This window comes from Enterobacter sp. CPE_E1241 (assembly GCF_045618265.1).
GTDB classification, from domain to species: Bacteria; Pseudomonadota; Gammaproteobacteria; order Enterobacterales; family Enterobacteriaceae; genus Enterobacter; species Enterobacter adelaidei.
In genome coordinates, this window is the sequence record NZ_JBIWYV010000001.1 from 4,216,522 (window position 1) to 4,235,263 (window position 18,742).

Consider the following 18,742-nt stretch of genomic DNA (forward strand, 5'->3'; position numbering starts at 1 on the left):
AAACAGATGTAATGGCTACGTACACACCTTCTCTCTCTGGGGCAAAAGGGCGCGCGCTCTTTTCAATGCTGTTTATGGCGCCGTTGGTACAGGCAGCGGACAACACAACGGCTAAAGACGGCGAAACGCTTACCGTCATCGCCAGTCCGAATGCCACGGCAGATGCTACAAATGGCTATCAGCCGTTGAATACCTCCACCGCGACACTGACCAACATGCCAATGCTGGATATCCCGCAGGTGGTCAATACCGTCAGCGATAAGGTGCTGGAAGATCAGCACGCCACTACGCTGGATGAAGCGCTCTATAACGTCAGCAACGTGGTGCAAACCAATACTCTGGGCGGTACGCAGGATGCATTTGTTCGTCGTGGGTTTGGCGCGAACCGCGACGGGTCAATCATGACCAACGGTCTGCGCACCGTCCTGCCGCGCAGTTTTAATGCCGCAACCGAGCGCGTGGAAGTGCTTAAAGGCCCGGCCTCAACGCTGTATGGCATTCTCGATCCTGGCGGTTTGATTAACGTCGTCACTAAACGCCCGGAGAAGACCTTCGGCGGCTCACTTTCTGCTACCTCTTCCAGCTTTGGCGGCGGTACCGGCCAGGTTGATGTTACCGGCCCAATTGAAGGCACGCGTCTGGCGTATCGTCTTACGGGTGAGTATCAGGACGAAGATTACTGGCGCAATTTTGGCAACGAGCGCAGCACCTTTATCGCACCGTCGCTGACCTGGTTTGGCGATGATGCCACCGTGACCGTGCTCTATTCGCATCGCGACTATAAGACACCATTCGATCGCGGAACGATCTTCGATCTCAACACCAAACAGCCGGTAAACGTTGATCGCAAAACGCGTTTTGACGAACCGTTTAACATCACCGATGGTCAGTCAGACCTGGCGCAGCTCAACGCAGAATATCGCCTGAACAGCCAGTGGACCGCAAAGTTCGACTACAGCTTTAGCCAGGATAAATACAGCGATAACCAGGCCCGCGTAATGGCCTACGATTCAAAAACTGGCAACCTGACCCGCCGCGTAGATGCGACGCAAGGCTCGACCCAGAGGATGCATACGACACGTGCGGATCTGCAGGGGAATGTGGACATCGCTGGCTTCTACAACGAGATCCTGACCGGCGTATCGTATGAGAATTACGATCTGCTGCGTACGGATATGATCCGCTGTAAAAACGTCAAAGATTTCAATATCTATAACCCGACGTATGGCAACCTTAGCAAGTGCACCACTGTCTCAGCGTCAGACAGCGACCAGACCATCAAGCAAGAGAGCTACTCCGCCTACGCTCAGGACGCGCTGTACTTGACCGATAAATGGATCGCCGTCGCCGGATTGCGCTATCAGTATTACACCCAGTACGCCGGTAAAGGTCGCCCGTTCAACGTCAATACCGACAGCAGCGACGACCAGTGGACACCGAAGCTGGGGCTGGTTTACAAACTCACGCCAGCGGTCTCGCTGTTTGCCAACTATTCCCAGACGTTTATGCCGCAATCGTCCATTGCGAGCTACATCGGCGATCTGCCGCCAGAAACATCAAATGCGTATGAAATTGGCGCTAAGTTTGACCTGTTCGACGGTATTACTGCCAATATCGCACTGTTTGATATTCACAAACGCAACGTGTTGTACACCGAAAGCATCGCGGGAGAAACCGTCGCAAAAACCGCCGGCCGCGTGCGTTCGCAGGGTGTAGAGGTGGATCTGGCAGGGTCCCTGACGGAAAACACCAATATTATTGCCAGCTACGGCTATACCGACGCAAAAGTGCTGGAAGACCCGGACTATGCAGGCAAACCGCTGCCGAACGTGCCACGCCATACCGGCTCACTGTTCCTGACCTATGACATTCACAATGCGATCGGCGGAAATACGTTGACGCTTGGCGGGGGTGGACACGGCGTGAGCCGTCGCTCAGCGACCAACGGCGCGGACTATTATTTACCGGGCTATTTTGTTGCCGATGCCTTTGCGGCCTATAAGATGAAACTGCAGTATCCAGTGACGCTGCAGGTGAACGTGAAGAACCTGTTTGATAAGACTTACTACACCTCATCTATCGCGACCAATAACCTGGGCAACCAGATTGGCGACCCGCGCGAAGTGCAGTTTACGGTGAAGATGGAGTTTTGATATAAAAAAAGCCCTGCATCGCAGGGCTTTTTCAGCATCAGGCTTCAATATCCGCCATATCGCCTTTCTCCTGCAGCCAGTTACGTCGGTCTTCCGAACGTTTCTTGGCAAGGAGCATATCCATCATCGCGTTGGTTTGCTGCTCGTCTTCGTCACTGATCGTCAGTTGCACCAGACGACGCGTGTTGGGATCCAGCGTGGTTTCGCGCAGCTGCATCGGGTTCATCTCACCCAGCCCTTTAAAGCGCTGGACGTTCGGTTTGCCCTTCTTACGCTTCAGCTGTTCCAGCACACCCGCTTTTTCTTCTTCCGTCAGCGCGTAATACACTTCTTTGCCGAGGTCGATACGGTACAGCGGCGGCAGCGCCACGTGAACGTGGCCGTTTTTCACCAGCGTGCGGAAGTGCTTCACAAACAGTGCGCACAGCAGCGTAGCGATGTGCAAACCATCGGAGTCCGCATCCGCAAGGATACAGATCTTACCGTAGCGCAGCTGGCTCAGATCGTCGCTGTCAGGATCGATGCCGATCGCCACCGAGATATCATGCACTTCCTGCGAGGCCAGCACTTCATCTGAAGAGACCTCCCAGGTGTTCAGGATCTTACCCTTGAGCGGCATGATTGCCTGGTATTCACGATCGCGCGCCTGTTTGGCCGATCCACCCGCCGAGTCGCCTTCCACGAGGAACAGTTCGGTACGGTTGAGATCCTGCGCGGTACAGTCCGCCAGTTTGCCCGGCAGCGCGGGGCCGCTGGTCAGCTTTTTACGCACCACTTTCTTCGCGGCACGCAGACGACGCTGGGCGCTGGAAATGGCCATTTCAGCCAGCATCTCTGCCGCCTGAACGTTCTGGTTCAGCCACAGGGTAAACGCATCTTTCACCACGCCGGAGACAAACGCCGCACACTGACGTGACGACAAGCGCTCTTTGGTCTGACCGGCAAACTGCGGATCCTGCATTTTCACAGAGAGTACGTAGGCGCAGCGATCCCAGATATCTTCCGCCGACAGCTTCACGCCGCGCGGCAGAATGTTACGGTATTCGCAGAACTCGCGCATCGCGTCCAGCAGCCCCTGGCGCAGGCCATTGACGTGCGTACCGCCGAGCATGGTGGGGATCAGGTTAACGTAGCTTTCGGTCAGCAGCTCACCGCCTTCCGGCAGCCACAGCAGCGCCCAGTCCACCGCTTCGGTATCGCCGGTGAAATTGCCGACGAACGGTTTTTCCGGCAGCGTCGGCAGGCCGTTTACCGCTTCGCACAGATAGTCGTTAAGACCGTCTTCATAGCGCCAGCTCTGCTCGGTGTTGTTAACGTTGTCTTTAAAGGTGATTTCCACGCCGGGGCAGAGCACCGCTTTGGCTTTCAGCAGGTGCGTCAGGCGGGAAACGGAGAAGCGCGGGCTGTCGAAGAAACTTTCGTCTGGCCAGAAGTGGACGCTGGTGCCGGTATTGCGTTTACCGCATGTGCCAACAACCTGGAGTTCCTGCACCTTCTCGCCGTTTTCGAACGCGATGTTGTACACCTGACCGTCACGGCGGACGTTTACTTCCACGCGCTTAGACAGGGCGTTAACCACAGAGATCCCCACGCCGTGTAAACCACCAGAGAACTGATAGTTTTTGTTGGAGAACTTGCCGCCTGCATGCAGCCGGCAGAGGATCAGCTCAACGGCCGGGACGCCCTCTTCCGGGTGGATATCCACCGGCATACCGCGTCCGTCGTCAATGACTTCCAGCGACTGATCGGCATGCAGGATGACGTCAACGCGTTTGGCATGGCCCGCCAGCGCTTCGTCCACACTGTTATCAATAACTTCCTGGCCCAGGTGGTTTGGGCGCGTCGTATCGGTGTACATCCCCGGGCGGCGGCGAACCGGCTCAAGCCCGGTGAGGACCTCAATGGCATCAGCGTTATAGGTTTGCGTCATGATTTAAACTAGCAATTCGCATTGATTGTCAGTGGCTGTGCAGTCCAAGAAAATCGACAATCTGGGTGAAATGATTCTCAAAGCCCGTGAAAGCATGGTTTCCGCCCTCTTCTATAGTCTGGCGGCAGGATGCGTAATACGCCACTGCCTGGCGGTAATCCAGCACTTCATCACCCGTCTGTTGCAGCAGCCAGATAAGATCCGGCGCTTCAAGCGGGTCAACCTGCATAACTTTGAGATCGTAAATATGGCGTGACTCTAGCACATATTGCTGGCCGGTGTAGGGGTTCTCGTTTGCGCCAAGAAAGTCACGGAGCAGCTCAAATGGCCGTACCGCCGGGTTAACAACAACTGCGGGCAGCATAAAGCATTGCGATAGCCAGGTGGCGTAGTATCCGCCCAGCGATGAGCCGACCACACCGAATGATTCGCCGCCGTGTTCAAGCACAATAGATTCCAGCATCTCCGCGGCTTCCGCCGGGTAAGGCGGCAGCTGCGGGATAATCATCTCAACATCGGGATGATGCTCGCTCAGCCACTGGCGAAACTGTGTCGCTTTTGCGGAGCGCGGCGAGCTGTTGAATCCGTGTAGATAAAGGAGCGTAGACATCAATAGCCTTCTGAAGCGGTGTCCGGACGGAATTTTGCGCCTGTCAAACGACAGACTTCCGTGGTCAGCGAACCATCGGCATGCAGTTCCAGCCAGCGCCAGCCTGGTGCGATGGTATCCAGCGTAAAGTTGGCACAGTGCGGCTTAAACTGAACGCAGGTCGATGGCGTCGCCAGCATACGGCGACCATTCCAGTCGAGATCCTGTTCCTGATGGATATGTCCGCACAGGAGATTCTTCACACGCGGGAATTTCGCCAGCACGCGATCCAGCGCAGCAGAATTACGCAGACTGTGCTGATCGAGCCAGCTGCAACCCGCTGGCAGAGGGTGATGATGAAGTAATAACAGCGTATGACGTTCAGGTTCAGCAGCCAGTTTGGTCTCCAGCCAGTCGAGCTGGAACTCGCTTAATTCACCGTGCGGGACACCAAACACCTGGCTGTCCAGCAGCAGGATCTGCCACTGTTCACCCGCAAAGACACATTTTGCCGGAGAAATCCCCGCATCCTGGAGTGCATTGTACATAGCCGGCTGGAAATCGTGGTTTCCAGGTAGCCAGACGCAAGGCACACTAAAACTCGCGATGCCTTCAGCAAAATGCTGGTAGGCCGCGGAGGATTGGTCCTGCGCCAGATCGCCCGTTGCGACAATCAGATCGCATGCACGATTTTCAGCGTGAATGGCGCTAAGTACCGCCTGATAGCTCTCCCAGGTGTTGACCCCCAGCAGAGTTTCATGCTTTTCGGCAAAAAGGTGGGTATCGGTGATTTGTAATATCCTGACTGGCGCCCCACCAGCAACAGTCAGGTTCAACAGGCTTTCCAAATGGTGTCCTTAGGTAGGTTTATGACGCTAACAAACCGGAATCGCCATTGCTCCATGTGCTAAACAATATCTTAGCCAGTCAGCTAAAAACTGGTTAATTTGATGCTTTTCGTCGCGTTGATGCAACTTTTTATTCGGGTAATCATACCGTGCCTTGAAGCGAAAGATCTGCTGACTTGAACACACTTCAGCGACCATTGCATCGTGATAGAGGCGCACCGTCATCGACGGCAGGCTCCAGTAGCTAATACTGGGTGCCGTTTGCTCAATCTCCACCAGCGTAGTGTAGCGCGTTGATTCTGTTATCGTTAACCGATACTGCGCGTTGCTCACCTGATAGCTTACCGTTTCGCCGGGTGCGTCATTTTTCGGCAGCAGGCGGCGCAATTGTGCGAAATTGGTTTCGCACAGGCGCATCATTTCTGGGAAGTCAGGTGTATAACGCTTCATTTTTTCCACTCGTTTCGTAATGTCTGATAATGCAGTTGCAGCCATTGCAGGGCGATGACAGACGCTGCGTTGTCGATTTTCCCCTCTTCTACCCACTGATAAGCCTGTTCCCGGCTCACCACATGAACCCGAATATCTTCGTTTTCATCTGCCAGACCGTGGATCCCTTCCGCCGTCGTGGCGTCCACTTCGCCTACCATAATGGAAAGGCGCTCGCTGGTGCCCCCCGGGCTTGCCAGATAGCTCAGCACCGGTTTTGTACGTCCCACCACCAATCCTGCTTCTTCCAGTGCCTCACGGCGGGCAACGTCTTCGACCGATTCGCCCTCTTCGATCATCCCGGCTACCATCTCCAGTAACCACGGGCTCTCGCTGACGTCGTAAGCCGCAATTCGGATCTGTTCCACCAGCACAACTTCGTCGCGCACTGGGTCAAAGGGTAGCAAGACTGCCGCATGCCCGCGCTCAAAAATTTCGCGTCTGATTTCGCCGCTCATTTCACCGTTAAACAGGCGATGCCTGAAACGGTAAAGTTCCATCGAAAAAAAACCGCTATAAAGCATTTCTCGTGCAATAATTTCTACATCGTTTTTGGCGAATGTCACGGGCAACTTTTCTGGTTTCTGCATGAGTCGAGTCCTGGTAGCAATGGTGATGAAATTGTGAATTTCAAGGCTGTTTGGCTGCCGTTTGCAAGGCTATATGTTAGATTGGTGCAAATTACCGCCAGATGGCACGTAACGCCAACCTTTTGGTATGGAAGATTCTGTTAGAATCGGCAATTATTTTTTAATTAGATCAGCGCTAATACTGCTTCACAACAAGGAATGCAAATGAAGAAATTGCTCCCCATCCTTATCGGCCTGAGCCTGACGGGCTTCAGTGCAATGAGCCAGGCGGAAAACCTGTTACAGGTCTATCAGCAGGCACGTCTGGGCAACCCTGATTTACGTAAATCAGCGGCCGATCGTGATGCTGCGTTTGAAAAGATTAACGAAGCGCGTAGCCCATTGCTGCCACAGTTAGGTTTAGGTGCAGATTATACCTACAGCAACGGTTTCCGCGACGCTAACGGCGTCAACTCCAATGCTACCAGCGCCTCACTACAATTGACACAAACGCTGTTTGATATGTCCAAATGGCGTGCCCTGACCCTGCAGGAAAAGAGCGCAGGCATCCAGGATGTGACCTATCAGACTGACCAGCAAACGCTGATCCTGAACACCGCCACAGCTTATTTCAACGTGCTGAGCGCGATTGACTCGCTCTCCTACACCGAAGCGCAGAAACAGGCCATTTACCGCCAGTTAGATCAAACCACACAGCGTTTCAACGTAGGTCTGGTTGCGATCACTGACGTGCAGAACGCCCGTTCACAGTACGACAGCGTACTGGCAAACGAAGTGACCGCGCGTAACAACCTCGACAACGCGCTGGAATCACTGCGTCAGGTCACCGGGAATTACTACCCTGAGCTGGCGTCTCTGAACGTGGACAGCTTCAAAACGGATAAACCGCAGGCGGTCAACGCCCTGTTGAAAGAAGCGGAAAACCGTAACCTGACCTTGCTGCAGGCGCGTCTGAGCCAGGATCTGGCCCGCGAACAGATTCGTCAGGCACAGGATGGCCACCTGCCTACCCTGAGCCTCAGTGCATCTACCGGTATTTCAGATACGACCTACAGCGGCTCTAAAACCAATACGTCCCAGTATGACGACAGCAATATGGGTCAGAACAAAGTGGGTCTGAACTTCTCCCTGCCACTGTATCAGGGCGGTCAGGTCAACTCTCAGGTGAAACAGGCGCAGTACAACTTTGTTGGCGCGAGCGAGCAGCTGGAAAGTGCTCACCGCAACGTGGTGCAGACCGTACGTTCTTCTTTCAACAACGTGAACGCCTCTATCAGCAGCATCAACGCGTATAAACAAGCCGTGGTGTCTGCACAGAGCTCCCTGGATGCGATGGAAGCGGGTTACTCCGTTGGTACACGTACTATCGTTGACGTGCTGGACGCAACCACCACGCTGTACAACGCGAAACAGCAGCTCTCCAGCGCACGTTACCAGTACCTGATTAACCAGTTGAACATCAAACAGGCTCTGGGTACGCTGAACGAGCAAGACCTGCAGATGCTGAACAGCGCACTGGGCAAACCGGTCTCAACATCACCGGACAGAGTGGCACCGGAGAACCCTGATCAGGTTGCCGCCGTTGATAACTTCAACGCTAACAGCAGCGCCCCTGCTGCACAGCCTGCCGCCGCGCGTTCTACCAAGCCAGCAAGCAACAGCAGTAATCCGTTCCGTAACTAAGATTGTCATCAGGCCCTCTCCCTGTGGGAGAGGGCGCATCTGAATCACACCCGAACGTAAGCCAACGTAAAGATCCCCCTGATTCCCCCCCTCTTCGCTTCATTTTCAACCACTCATCCTCTATCCTGAGCGTTATTACCACTGGGTCCTGGAAGACAAAGATGAAACGGACAAAATCCATAAATCACGCTTCGTTCCGCAAAAGCTGGAACGCGCGTCACCTCACCCCTGTTGCGCTGGCAGTTACGGCTGTCTTTATGCTGGCTGGTTGTGAGAAAACCGATGAAACGGTTTCGCTGTATCAAAATGCGGAAGACTGCTCAACGGCAACCGGTAACGCCGCTGAATGTAAGACTGCTTATAACAACGCCCTGAAAGAAGCAGAACGTACCGCACCGAAATATGCTTCACGCGCAGACTGTGTGGCAGAGTTCGGTGAAGGTCAGTGCCAGCAGACGCCTGCTCAGGCGGGCACTGCGCCGGAAAATCAGGCACAGGCGCAGTCCAGCGGCAGTTTCTGGATGCCGCTGATGGCAGGTTATATGATGGGCCGTCTGATGGGTGGCGGTGCGGGTTATCAGCAGCAACCGCTGTTTAGCTCGAAAAACCCGGCCAGCCCGGCTTATGGTCAATACACCGACGCCAGCGGCAAAGGCTACGGCGCAGCAACCCCAGGCCGCACTGTGACCGTCCCGAAAACGGCGATGGCGCCGAAGCCTGCGACCACCAGCACCATCACCCGTGGCGGGTTTGGTGAATCCGTAGCGAAGCAGACCAGCATGCAGCGTAGCGCGACAGGCTCCTCTACTCGCTCAATGGGCGGCTGATCATGGAGCGAGTCAGTATCACCGAGCGCCCGGACTGGCGCGCAAAAGCCACCGAATACGGTTTTAACTTCCACACCATGTACGGCGAGCCGTACTGGTGTGAAGACGCCTATTACAAACTCACGCTCGCCCAGGTTGAGAAACTGGAAGAAGTGACGGCCGAGCTGCACCAGATGTGCCTCAAGGTGGTGGATAAAGTCATCGACAGCGACGAGCTGATGGCAAAATTCCGCATTCCAAAGCACACCTGGAGCTTTGTCCGTCAGTCGTGGAAAACGAATCAGCCTTCGCTTTACTCTCGCCTTGACCTGGCATGGGACGGCGTGGGTGAACCTAAGCTTCTTGAAAATAACGCCGACACGCCCACTTCTTTATACGAAGCGGCGTTCTTCCAGTGGATCTGGCTGGAAGACCAGGCCAATGCCGGAAACCTGCCGGAAGGCAGCGATCAGTTCAACAGCCTGCAGGAAAAGCTGATAGAGCGTTTTGCCGAGCTGCGCGAACAATTTGGCTTCAACCTGCTGCACCTCGCCTGTTGCCGCGACACGGAAGAAGATCGCGGGACGGTTCAGTATCTGCAGGACTGCGCCGCCGAAGCGGAAGTGGCAACCGAATTCCTCTATATCGAAGATATCGGCCTGGGTGAGAAAGGTCAGTTTACCGACCTGCAGGATCAGGTGATCAGCAACCTGTTCAAGCTCTACCCGTGGGAATATATGCTGCGCGAAATGTTCTCCACCAAGCTGGAAGATGCAGGCGTACGCTGGCTGGAACCCGCATGGAAGAGCATTATCTCCAACAAAGCCCTGCTGCCGTTGCTGTGGGAAATGTTCCCGAACCATCCTAACCTGCTGCCTGCGTATTTTGCGGAAGATGATTATCCGCAAATGGAGAAATACGTCGTGAAGCCGATCTTCTCCCGTGAAGGGGCGAACGTGTCGATTATCGAAAACGGCAAAACGCTGGAAGCGGTTGAAGGGCCTTACGGCGAAGAAGGGATGATCGTCCAGGAATTTTATCAACTGCCGAAATTTGGCGACAGCTACACGCTTATTGGCAGCTGGCTCATCAACGATCAGCCAGCCGGGATTGGCATCCGCGAAGATCGCGCCCTGATCACGCAGGATCTGTCACGATTCTATCCGCATATTTTTGTTGAATAGACCGCGGCCTGATGCCCTCACCCAGCCCCTCTCCCACAGGGAGAGGGTGCAAACACTAAAAACGGCAACCTGAGGTTGCCGTTTTGCTTTTATTACCCCACCTGCACCGAAAGCATACTCAGGCTCCCCATCTCAATACCGTCGACCGGGATCGTAACCGGCTCCTGACCATCCCACGCACCAAGAACGTACAATAGCGGCAGGAAGTGTTCCGGCGTCGGGTTAGAGAGCGAACCGCCTTCGTGATCCAGATAGTTCACCAGCGGATGCTCCTCAGCCGGGCCTTGCCAGGTCAGATTCGCTTTGACGTAATCATTAAAAGAGGTCGCCCACGGATAGGGCGTGTTCTCGCCGTGCCAGCGTGCCGTTCGCAGGTTGTGAACCACGTTACCGCTTGCCACCAGCATGATGCCTTCATCACGCAGGGTTGCAAGCTTACGACCCATCTCCAGATGCCAGGCAGCCGGTTTGGTGCTGTCGATGCTCAACTGCACCATCGGGATATCTGCATCAGGATACATTTTAATCAGCACTCCCCAGGAGCCATGGTCAAAACCCCAGGCTTCTTTATCCAGCGCCACCGGAACAGGAGCAAGCAGATCCACCAGATGCTGTGCCAGCTCAGGCGAGCCGGGGGCCGGATAGTGCGTGTCATACAGCGCCTGCGGGAAGCCGCCAAAATCATGAATGGTCTTAGGCGCTTCCATGGCGGTCACGCCCGTGCCCCGGGTGAACCAGTGCGCGGATACCACCACAATCGCTTTTGGACGCGGCAGCGTCTCGCCCAGGCTACGCCATGCACGGGTATAGACGTTGTCTTCCAGAACGTTCATTGGGCTGCCGTGGCCTAAAAACAGGGCTGGCATACGGGAAGAAGTCATGATGATATCCTTACAGAAAGTGTCAATTTAATGGTGCTACATTACGCGCAATCCGGCAAAGATGAACGCTGATAAGCGTGAAGATCATCATCAGGAAATTTGAATGTAAGGAATATGTAAAGCAGAGCCACTCTGCTCGCTTTGCTGACAAATAATCATTTATATTAATGAGAATCATTATCAAAAGGAGTAATGAATGTCAGTACCTTTGATCCTGACGATACTTGCGGGCGCTGCGACCTTCATCGGTGCGATCCTCGGTGTTCTTGGTCAGAAACCCTCTAATCGCGTATTGGCCTTCTCACTGGGCTTTGCAGCCGGGATCATGCTACTCATCTCCCTGATGGAGATGCTGCCTGCCGCGTTGGGAACAGAAGGTATGTCTCCGCTGCTGGGCTACGGCATGTTTGTCGTTGGCCTGCTGGGATATTTCGCGCTCGATCGCATGTTGCCCCACGCGCACCCTCAGGACTTAATGCAAAAAAACGTAGCGCCCGCGCCGCGTAACATTAAGCGCACCGCCATTTTGCTGACGCTCGGCATAAGCCTGCACAACTTCCCGGAAGGCGTGGCGACGTATGTCACCGCCAGCAGTAACCTGGAAATGGGCCTCGGCATCGCCCTGGCAGTGGCGTTGCACAATATTCCTGAAGGACTCGCGGTGGCCGGTCCGGTCTATGCCGCCACGAGCTCAAAGCGCACGGCAATCTTCTGGGCCGGGATATCCGGCATGGCGGAAATTCTTGGCGGCGTGCTGGCCTGGCTCATCCTCGGTAGCCTGGTTTCGCCGGTAGTCATGGCTGCCATTATGGCCGCGGTTGCGGGGATTATGGTTGCGCTGTCGGTTGACGAGCTGATGCCGCTGGCAAAAGAGATCGATCCAAACAACAACCCAAGCTATGGCGTCCTGTGCGGAATGTCGGTGATGGGGTTAAGTCTGGTCTTACTTCAGGCCGCAGGCATTGGCTGACGTGACGGGCGCCTCCTGAAACGGAGGTGCCTATTATTTGTTAAAGAAATAACTTTTTACGGAATATATGTCCTGCATCCTTCCTTATAAAAAAATCAAGTTTTTTATTGAACATTATTGTGCGTAATAACACTAAACAATGCATCCGGCATTATAATTTACACTTCTTGAAATTCATCCACTTACAATAACCCGCATTTATATTTTAATTAGATCTACAATGATTTTTAAGCTTGGTTAATCGCATTGCCCCGCCGGAGATCGGTATACTTCCCCGGCAATATTCTGATTAATATTCAGGATATGAATTCAACTGAAAAAGGATATTTTCATGTTTACAGGAAAAAAAGCAATTTTAGCCGTGGCAATGGCCACGCTTATTTCTGGGTCGGCGTTTGCTGCAGAACAAGGTTCCGGTAAGATTAAATTCAAAGGTGTGGTGATTGATGCACCATGCAATATTGCACCAGACAGCGTTGATAAAGAAGTCGATTTGGGTGAAATTACGACCGCCGTTATTAATGCCAATAAAAAATCGTCACCCGTGGCGGTAGATATCAACCTGGAAAACTGCCAGCTGGACGATCCAGGCGATGAAACCGATACCCCAATCACCAAAGTTGACGTCACGTTCACCAGCTCCGCCACGGATACAACGGATACCAGTCTGATGACCAACACGTATGCCAACGGCGCGCAGAACGTGGGCGTCCGCCTGCTGGATAATGCGGAAGCGAACATCACCCTGGGTAGCGCCAGTGAAGTTACCCTGCTGGCAGGCTCCGCCACCCAGACGCTGCACTTTAAGGCGCAGATGGAAGTACTGAGCGGCAAAACGGCAACGCCGGGTCAGGTTGAAGCCACCGCAAACTATGTGCTGGCGTATAAATAATTCAAATTTACCTCGTTATCTACCGACTGGCTCGTTATGCCAGTCGGCATTTTATATTTACCTTGAGCAACAGGATGATGAAACATAAATCAACATGCATAATCATCATTACCGCCCTGTTAATGACGAAAGTCGCCTCTGGTACCGAATTTAATATTAATGCCATCGATAAAGATCAGCGCAACAGCGTCGATTTAACACAGTTTAAAGATCGCGCCTCCGTCGTCCCCGGACGTTATTTTGTTACGGTTTCGATTAATGACATCCCCTTAGCAAACGGCTGGCAGTTAACGTGGAAAAAAGTGAATGATGCAGTCCAGGTCTGTATTCCCGCCGAGCTGGCCGACACGTTCGGCCTGCAGGATAAAATACGGGAATCGCTAACTGAAAAAGAGGGCTGTATAGACTTCGCCACGCTGCCGGACGTTCATTTTACCTTTGAACAAGTAAGCCAGACGCTAAACGTGTCCATTCCCCAGGCGTGGTTGCAGTACCGTTCTGCCGACTGGATGCCCCCGTCAACCTGGGATAACGGCGTGGCGGGCGTCCTGCTGGACTACAATCTTTTTGCCAGCCACTACCAGCCCAACAGCGGCAGCAGTTCAGATAATGCCAACACTTACGGCACGGCGGGCGCGAACGTCGGCGCCTGGCGGCTGCGCAGCGATTATCAATACAACCAGACACATGCGGACGGCGGTTCAGAGCATAACGGGCGCTTCTCGCGCGTTTATATGTTCCGCCCCCTGCCCACCATGTGCGCCAAGCTGACGCTCGGCGAGACGGATTTCCAGTCGTCGATTTTCGACGCCTTCACCTACACCGGCGCGTCGCTTATCAGCGATGAGCGCATGCTGCCGTGGTCACTGCGCGGCTATGCGCCACAAATCTCCGGCATTGCCCAAACCAACGCGACGGTCACCGTAAGCCTCGCCGACAGGGTCATCTATCAAACAAAAGTCCCGCCGGGCCCGTTCATCATTCAGGATCTCAACCAGTCGGTGCAGGGCACGCTCAACGTGAAGGTAACGGAAGAAGATGGCCGGGTGAGTACGTTCCAGGTCTCTGCCGAATCCGTTCCCTTCCTGACGCGTCAGGGACAGGTTCGCTACAAGCTGGCAGCAGGCAAGCCGCGAAAGGACGCATCGCATGACGTTGAGGACAGCACCTTCATGAGCGGCGAGTTTTCCTGGGGCATGCTGTCGCAAACCTCACTCTATGGCGGAACGCTGGCCGATGGCGACCACTACCGCGCCCTGGCCGCCGGGCTGGGACAAAACATGGCGTATCTGGGGGCGCTCTCGTTTGATATCACCCGGGCCACCAGCCAGCTGCCGGGTGAGGATCCGCAGACGGGCTACAGCTACCGCTTTAACTACAGTAAACGATTCGACACCACCGGTAGCCAGCTTACGCTGGCGAGCTACCGATACTCGGACCGTCAGTTCCTGAGCTATGCGCGCTATCTGGATGACGACTACAGCGACAGCCAGACGGAAAAACAGACTCTCAGCGTCACCGCCAGTCAGTACATATCGGCCCTCTCGCTAAACCTTTATCTAAGCATGCTGCGCCAAACATGGTGGGACGACTCGCCTTCCACGACCGGCAGCGTCACCGCAGGCTATAACTTCGACCTTGGCCGCTGGAAAAACCTTGGCCTGACCCTGTCGTTGAGCAGAACCCATTACGAAGATGATGAAAAGGACGACAACCAGTTTTATCTCTCGCTGAGCGTGCCGCTCGATCCTGACCATCGCCTGAACTACGATCTTCGCAACGGCGACAGCCTGAGCCAGAGCGTCTCCTGGTACGATACCTCTGACCGGAACAATACCTGGGGCGTCTCTGCAGGCACCGAGAGCGAAAAAGCCGATGCGGGCGCACAGTTCAGCGGAAACTATCAGCACTATTCTTCGCTGGGGGATCTCAACGTCTCGGGCAGCTATAAGGCGAATGAGTACAACTCAGTGAGCGCCAGCTGGAACGGATCGTTTACCGGGACGGCGAAAGGGTTTGCCCTGCACCGTCGCAGCTACGGCAATGAGCCACGCGTCATGGTCAGCACCGACGGCGTGGGCCATATCCCGCTGAACGTATCGCATGGCGAAACCAACGCGTCGGGTATCGGTGTTCTGCCGTCGTTTTCCAGCTATACCCCGGCCAGCGTGCGGGTCAACATGAACAATTTGCCTGACGGCGTTGACGTTGATACGCGGGTGGTCACTTCCACCTAGACAGAAGGCGCCATCGGCTATCGTCAAATCGCGACCCGAGCCGGTAACGATATTGCCGGCATTTTGCGAACGCCTTCCGGGACACCGCCGCTCGGCGCCCTGGTCCGCCTGCAGGATAACGGCCAGCAGGTAGGTATGGTCGCCGAGGAGGGTCGCGTCTGGCTGGGCGCCGTCCAGCCTGAGCAACAGTTCCTGGTCACGTGGGGAGACAACCATCAGTGTCGCTTCTCGTTACCTTCTCACCTTGAAAACAGTATGCAGCTCATGCTGCCTTGCCAGTAAGAAACCATGATGAAACTCCCCCCACTCAAGGCCCTGAGCCTGATGTTGCTCGGCACCGCATTGAACGCGCATGCCGCCATTAACCTGGACCGTACGCGGATCGTTTTTCCCGAAGGGGACAAGGCAAGCAGCCTGAAAGTCGATAACCAGAGCAAAACCTTACCCTACCTGGCGCTTTCCTGGATTGAAGACGAAAACGGGCGCAAAGAGGACAGCCACTTCATGGCGCTGCCGCCCATTCAGCGCATTGAAGCGGGCGCGTCATCGCAGGTCAGAATTGTGAAGCAGGCGGCGGTTGGGCAGTTGCCGAAGGACAGAGAGTCGCTGTTTTACTTCAACCTGCGCGAAGTTCCGCCCACAAGCAGCGCCAGCGAGGCGCGCAGCGTTATGCAGGTGGCCATGCAGAGCCGCATTAAGCTGTTCTGGCGGCCAAAAGCCATCACCAAAAAGCCGGGTGATCAAAGCGAAATGCGCATGGAAATTACCGCCACCGCAACGGGGCTCAGCGTACACAACCCCACGCCCTATTACATCACCCTCGCGTGGCTGAGTAAAAATGCGAAAACCCAGCTGCCGGGCTTCGACAGCCTGATGATTGCTCCGTTTGCCACAGCGTCTACCTCTACCGGCGACTACCACGGGAGCTACTACAGCGTGGGTTACATTGATGATTACGGCGCGCTGAAAAAAGTGGACGTTACCTGTGCGGGTAAGGCTCAATGCCAGCTCAGCGAGCGGAAGGGTCAAAACAATGCGCAAGCTCGCTAATTTTTTGTTTTTGCTGCTACTTGCCCTTCTGCCATTCAGGGAGGCGCTGGCGCTTGACTGCTATCTCGGCGTTTCCGGCGGGCCTGTGGAGGAGACAAAAACAATCTCGCCTTTTGCCATTCCCAGCAACGCGCAGGTGGGGGAGAAAATATGGGAATCTGACGATATCAAGGTTCCTGTGACCTGCGACCACAATGCCACCAGTAATTTTGAAAAAGAGGACATCTATGCCTGGGTTAACCCCTACCCGTCGGCGTCCGATCCCTACTACGATCTCGGCGTAACTTATGAAGGGATCGACTACGATGCGACAGGACAACCCAACGGGGTCGATACGTCCCAGTGCCTTGATAACAAACAGATCACTATCTATACACCTGCCCAAATCCAGCAAATGGGCTGGGAAAACCGCATCTGCTCCGGCAATGCAAACGACATTCACACCTCACGCACGTTCATCGTGCGCTTTCGTCTGTACGTCAGAATCAAGGTCATGCCGCCGCACGGCTACGTCAGCACGCTTGGGGACTATATCGTGGTGCAGTTCGACGGCAAGGGCGGCGTCAACCAGATGTCCGACGCGAAAAACCTTAAGTATCATATTAATGGCCTGAACAATATCACCGTCCTGGACTGCGGGGCGACCTTCAGCATCTATCCGGAAAATCAGGAGATTGATTTTGGTACGTTCAGCGCCCGCGACATGATGAATCAGGGAAAGCGAACGCGCACGTTCTCGGTCAGAACGACCAAGATACAGGACGCCGAATGTTCCGATGGGTTCAAAATGGATTCGTCGTTCTATACGAACGAGACGCTGAGCGATGAAGATACCGCCCTGCTCATCGGTAACGGCCTGAAATTACGCATCCTGAACGGAACGCAGCCCTACACCTTTAACCGATACGAAGAGTATGCCGATTTTACCGGCAGTACGTTGCAGTACGAACAGACCTATACCGCTGAGCTGACGCCGGTGCCGGGAAAAGCGATCCAGTCCGGACCATTCGAAACCGTAGTGCTGTTTAAAATTAACTACCACTAAACATAAAAAAGCCGGGTTTCCCCGGCTTTTTCACTTCAGCGGTTTCAGCTGGCTTTGCGCTCGTGCGCCTGGCGGTACTCGACCAGATCTTCAATCGTGACCACTGGCATATTGTGCAGACGGGCAAAGGTGATGCACTCCGGCGCGCGCGCCATGGTGCCGTCATCGTTGGTCAGTTCACACAAAACACCTGCTGGTTTGAAGCCTGCCAGCGTCACCAGATCGATAGTCGCTTCGGTGTGGCCACCGCGGGTCAGGACGCCGCCGGCCTGCGCGCGCAGAGGAAAGACGTGGCCTGGACGATGCAGATCGGAGGGCTTCGCATCATCAGCAATCGCGGCACGTACGGTGGTCAGACGGTCAGCCGCAGACACACCGGTGGTCACGCCATGCGCCGCTTCAATGGTCACAGTGAAACCCGTACCAAAGGCGCTGGTGTTGTTCTCAACCATCATTGGCAGTTCGAGCTGCTTACGACGATCTTCGGTAATACACAGGCATACGATGCCACTACCATGACGGATGGTCAGCGCCATCTGTTCAACGGTCATGTTTTCGGCGGCGAAAATCATGTCGCCTTCGTTTTCACGGTTTTCATCGTCAAGCACCATCACACCGCGGCCTTCGCGCAGTGCATCCAGTGCATGTTCAACACGTTGAGTTGAAGTGCCAAAAGAGGAAAGTAGCGTCTGATTCATGGTAAAAAAACCTCATTAACATTATGGTTACCAGAATCAGGGCAGTCTTAGGAGCGCCGTATAAGCGGCAAAAAAATAACGTGAGCGGGTCATGCCCGACTGGATCGTTACTCTCTCCCATCCGGACTCTAACCGTCGGCCCCGGAATTACACCGGATCTGCTGACCTTTGAGTGTTCACCCAAAGCGCTCGCGGGCTTTCAGCGTGAAGCTGATTTACCGCCGGTGGGGAATTTCGCCCCGCCCTGAGAATAAGCGAGATAACTATAACGCTATTGATTACCCTGGGCAATGCATAAGCATCAAACAATTTTGTTTAACCCGCGGCATGACGCGCTACAATAGGCACTGACACCTTTTCATCAAGGGAAACGACAATGATTGACCCGAAAAAAATTGAGCAAATTGCGCGTCAGGTACACGAATCCATGCCGAAAGGCATTCGTGAATTTGGTGATGACGTAGAAAAGAAAATCCGCCAGACGCTGCAGGCGCAGTTGGTTCGCCTTGATCTAGTCAGCCGCGAAGAGTTTGACGTGCAGACCCAGATTCTGCTGCGTACCCGCGAGAAGCTGGCGTTGCTGGAACAGCGTCTGACCGAGCTGGAAAACCGCAATACGCAGGAAGAAGTGAAGCCGGCACCGGCCATTCCACCGGTGGATGAGCAGGAGTAAGAGCGGCCTGATGCCCTCACCCCA

16 protein-coding genes, 1 pseudogene and 1 riboswitch are annotated in these 18,742 nt (G+C 54.5%); of the genes and pseudogenes, 10 read left to right on the plus strand and 7 right to left on the minus strand.

Features of this window, described 5'->3' with window-relative positions; translation table 11 throughout:
• Window positions 1-11 precede the first annotated feature (11 nt).
• A complete protein-coding gene (locus tag ACJ9Y9_RS20625) occupies window positions 12-2,153 on the plus strand; it encodes a TonB-dependent siderophore receptor (protein ID WP_028017160.1) in 2,142 nt (713 codons plus the stop codon).
• Between the two features lie 37 nt (window positions 2,154-2,190).
• Here the strand turns inward: ACJ9Y9_RS20625 and parE are convergent, their stop codons facing one another.
• From parE to nudF, 5 genes are read right to left on the minus strand one after another with little or no spacing between them, the layout of a single operon-like run.
• The gene (parE, locus tag ACJ9Y9_RS20630) at window positions 2,191-4,083 is read right to left on the minus strand and encodes a DNA topoisomerase IV subunit B (protein WP_028017159.1); all 1,893 of its coding nucleotides are present in this window, start codon (window positions 4,081-4,083) and stop codon (window positions 2,191-2,193) included.
• 28 nt (window positions 4,084-4,111) lie between these two features.
• On the minus strand, window positions 4,112-4,693 hold the full coding sequence (yqiA, locus tag ACJ9Y9_RS20635; protein ID WP_028017158.1) for an esterase YqiA: 582 nt from the start codon (window positions 4,691-4,693) through the stop codon (window positions 4,112-4,114).
• Window positions 4,693-5,520: a 3',5'-cyclic-AMP phosphodiesterase gene (cpdA, locus tag ACJ9Y9_RS20640; protein WP_108090476.1), complete on the minus strand. Its 828-nt coding sequence runs from the start codon at window positions 5,518-5,520 to the stop codon at window positions 4,693-4,695. Before cpdA ends, yqiA begins: the two co-directional genes overlap by 1 nt.
• Before the next feature lie 27 nt (window positions 5,521-5,547).
• The gene (locus tag ACJ9Y9_RS20645; RefSeq protein ID WP_014833293.1) at window positions 5,548-5,970 is read right to left on the minus strand and encodes a DUF1249 family protein; all 423 of its coding nucleotides are present in this window, start codon (window positions 5,968-5,970) and stop codon (window positions 5,548-5,550) included.
• Window positions 5,967-6,599, minus strand: coding sequence for an ADP-ribose diphosphatase (gene nudF / locus ACJ9Y9_RS20650; protein ID WP_028017156.1), 633 nt, complete (start codon window positions 6,597-6,599; stop codon window positions 5,967-5,969). The genes ACJ9Y9_RS20645 and nudF overlap by 4 nt, the downstream gene beginning before the upstream one ends.
• Window positions 6,600-6,803: 204 nt before the next feature.
• On the opposite strand from nudF, the gene tolC reads away from it, so the two are divergent.
• The 3 genes from tolC (at window position 6,804) to ACJ9Y9_RS20665 (ending at window position 10,272) form a co-directional block, all read left to right on the plus strand.
• Window positions 6,804-8,282 carry an outer membrane channel protein TolC gene (gene tolC, locus ACJ9Y9_RS20655; RefSeq protein WP_028017155.1) on the plus strand — a complete coding sequence of 493 codons (1,479 nt, stop codon included), beginning with the start codon at window positions 6,804-6,806 and terminating at the stop codon, window positions 8,280-8,282.
• Window positions 8,283-8,443: 161 nt separating this feature from the next.
• Window positions 8,444-9,109, plus strand: a complete 666-nt coding sequence (locus tag ACJ9Y9_RS20660) for a DUF1190 family protein (RefSeq protein WP_028017154.1) — start codon at window positions 8,444-8,446, stop codon at window positions 9,107-9,109.
• Between the two features lie 2 nt (window positions 9,110-9,111).
• A complete protein-coding gene (locus ACJ9Y9_RS20665) occupies window positions 9,112-10,272 on the plus strand; it encodes a glutathionylspermidine synthase family protein (protein ID WP_028017153.1) in 1,161 nt (386 codons plus the stop codon).
• A 92-nt stretch (window positions 10,273-10,364) separates the two neighbouring features.
• Here the strand turns inward: ACJ9Y9_RS20665 and ygiD are convergent, their stop codons facing one another.
• Window positions 10,365-11,153, minus strand: coding sequence for a 4,5-DOPA dioxygenase extradiol (ygiD, locus tag ACJ9Y9_RS20670; RefSeq protein WP_028017152.1), 789 nt, complete (start codon window positions 11,151-11,153; stop codon window positions 10,365-10,367).
• Window positions 11,154-11,349: 196 nt separating this feature from the next.
• Here ygiD and zupT point away from each other — a divergent pair, with 196 nt between their 5' ends.
• From zupT to ACJ9Y9_RS20695, 5 genes and pseudogenes are all read left to right on the plus strand, one after another.
• Entirely contained in the window at window positions 11,350-12,123 is a 774-nt protein-coding gene (gene zupT, locus ACJ9Y9_RS20675) for a zinc transporter ZupT (RefSeq protein ID WP_028017151.1), read from the plus strand.
• Window positions 12,124-12,454: 331 nt separating this feature from the next.
• Window positions 12,455-13,015 (plus strand): fimbrial protein, encoded by a 561-nt coding sequence (locus ACJ9Y9_RS20680; protein WP_028017150.1) that lies wholly within the window; start codon window positions 12,455-12,457, stop codon window positions 13,013-13,015.
• Window positions 13,016-13,089: 74 nt separating this feature from the next.
• Window positions 13,090-15,534, plus strand: a pseudogene (locus ACJ9Y9_RS20685) (fimbria/pilus outer membrane usher protein).
• Window positions 15,535-15,543: 9 nt separating this feature from the next.
• A complete protein-coding gene (locus ACJ9Y9_RS20690; RefSeq protein WP_028017149.1) occupies window positions 15,544-16,302 on the plus strand; it encodes a molecular chaperone in 759 nt (252 codons plus the stop codon).
• Entirely contained in the window at window positions 16,286-17,347 is a 1,062-nt protein-coding gene (locus ACJ9Y9_RS20695) for a type 1 fimbrial protein (protein WP_028017148.1), read from the plus strand. The genes ACJ9Y9_RS20690 and ACJ9Y9_RS20695 overlap by 17 nt, the downstream gene beginning before the upstream one ends.
• Before the next feature lie 44 nt (window positions 17,348-17,391).
• Here ACJ9Y9_RS20695 and ribB read toward each other — a convergent pair whose 3' ends face one another.
• Window positions 17,392-18,045 carry a 3,4-dihydroxy-2-butanone-4-phosphate synthase gene (ribB, locus tag ACJ9Y9_RS20700; RefSeq protein WP_028017147.1) on the minus strand — a complete coding sequence of 218 codons (654 nt, stop codon included), beginning with the start codon at window positions 18,043-18,045 and terminating at the stop codon, window positions 17,392-17,394.
• A 105-nt stretch (window positions 18,046-18,150) separates the two neighbouring features.
• Window positions 18,151-18,301: riboswitch (FMN riboswitch) on the minus strand.
• 120 nt (window positions 18,302-18,421) lie between these two features.
• Between ribB and ubiK the strand changes: the two genes are divergently transcribed.
• Complete coding sequence (ubiK, locus tag ACJ9Y9_RS20705) at window positions 18,422-18,718, plus strand: ubiquinone biosynthesis accessory factor UbiK (RefSeq protein WP_028017146.1); 297 nt, start codon at window positions 18,422-18,424, stop codon at window positions 18,716-18,718.
• The last annotated feature ends 24 nt before the right edge of the window (window positions 18,719-18,742 follow it).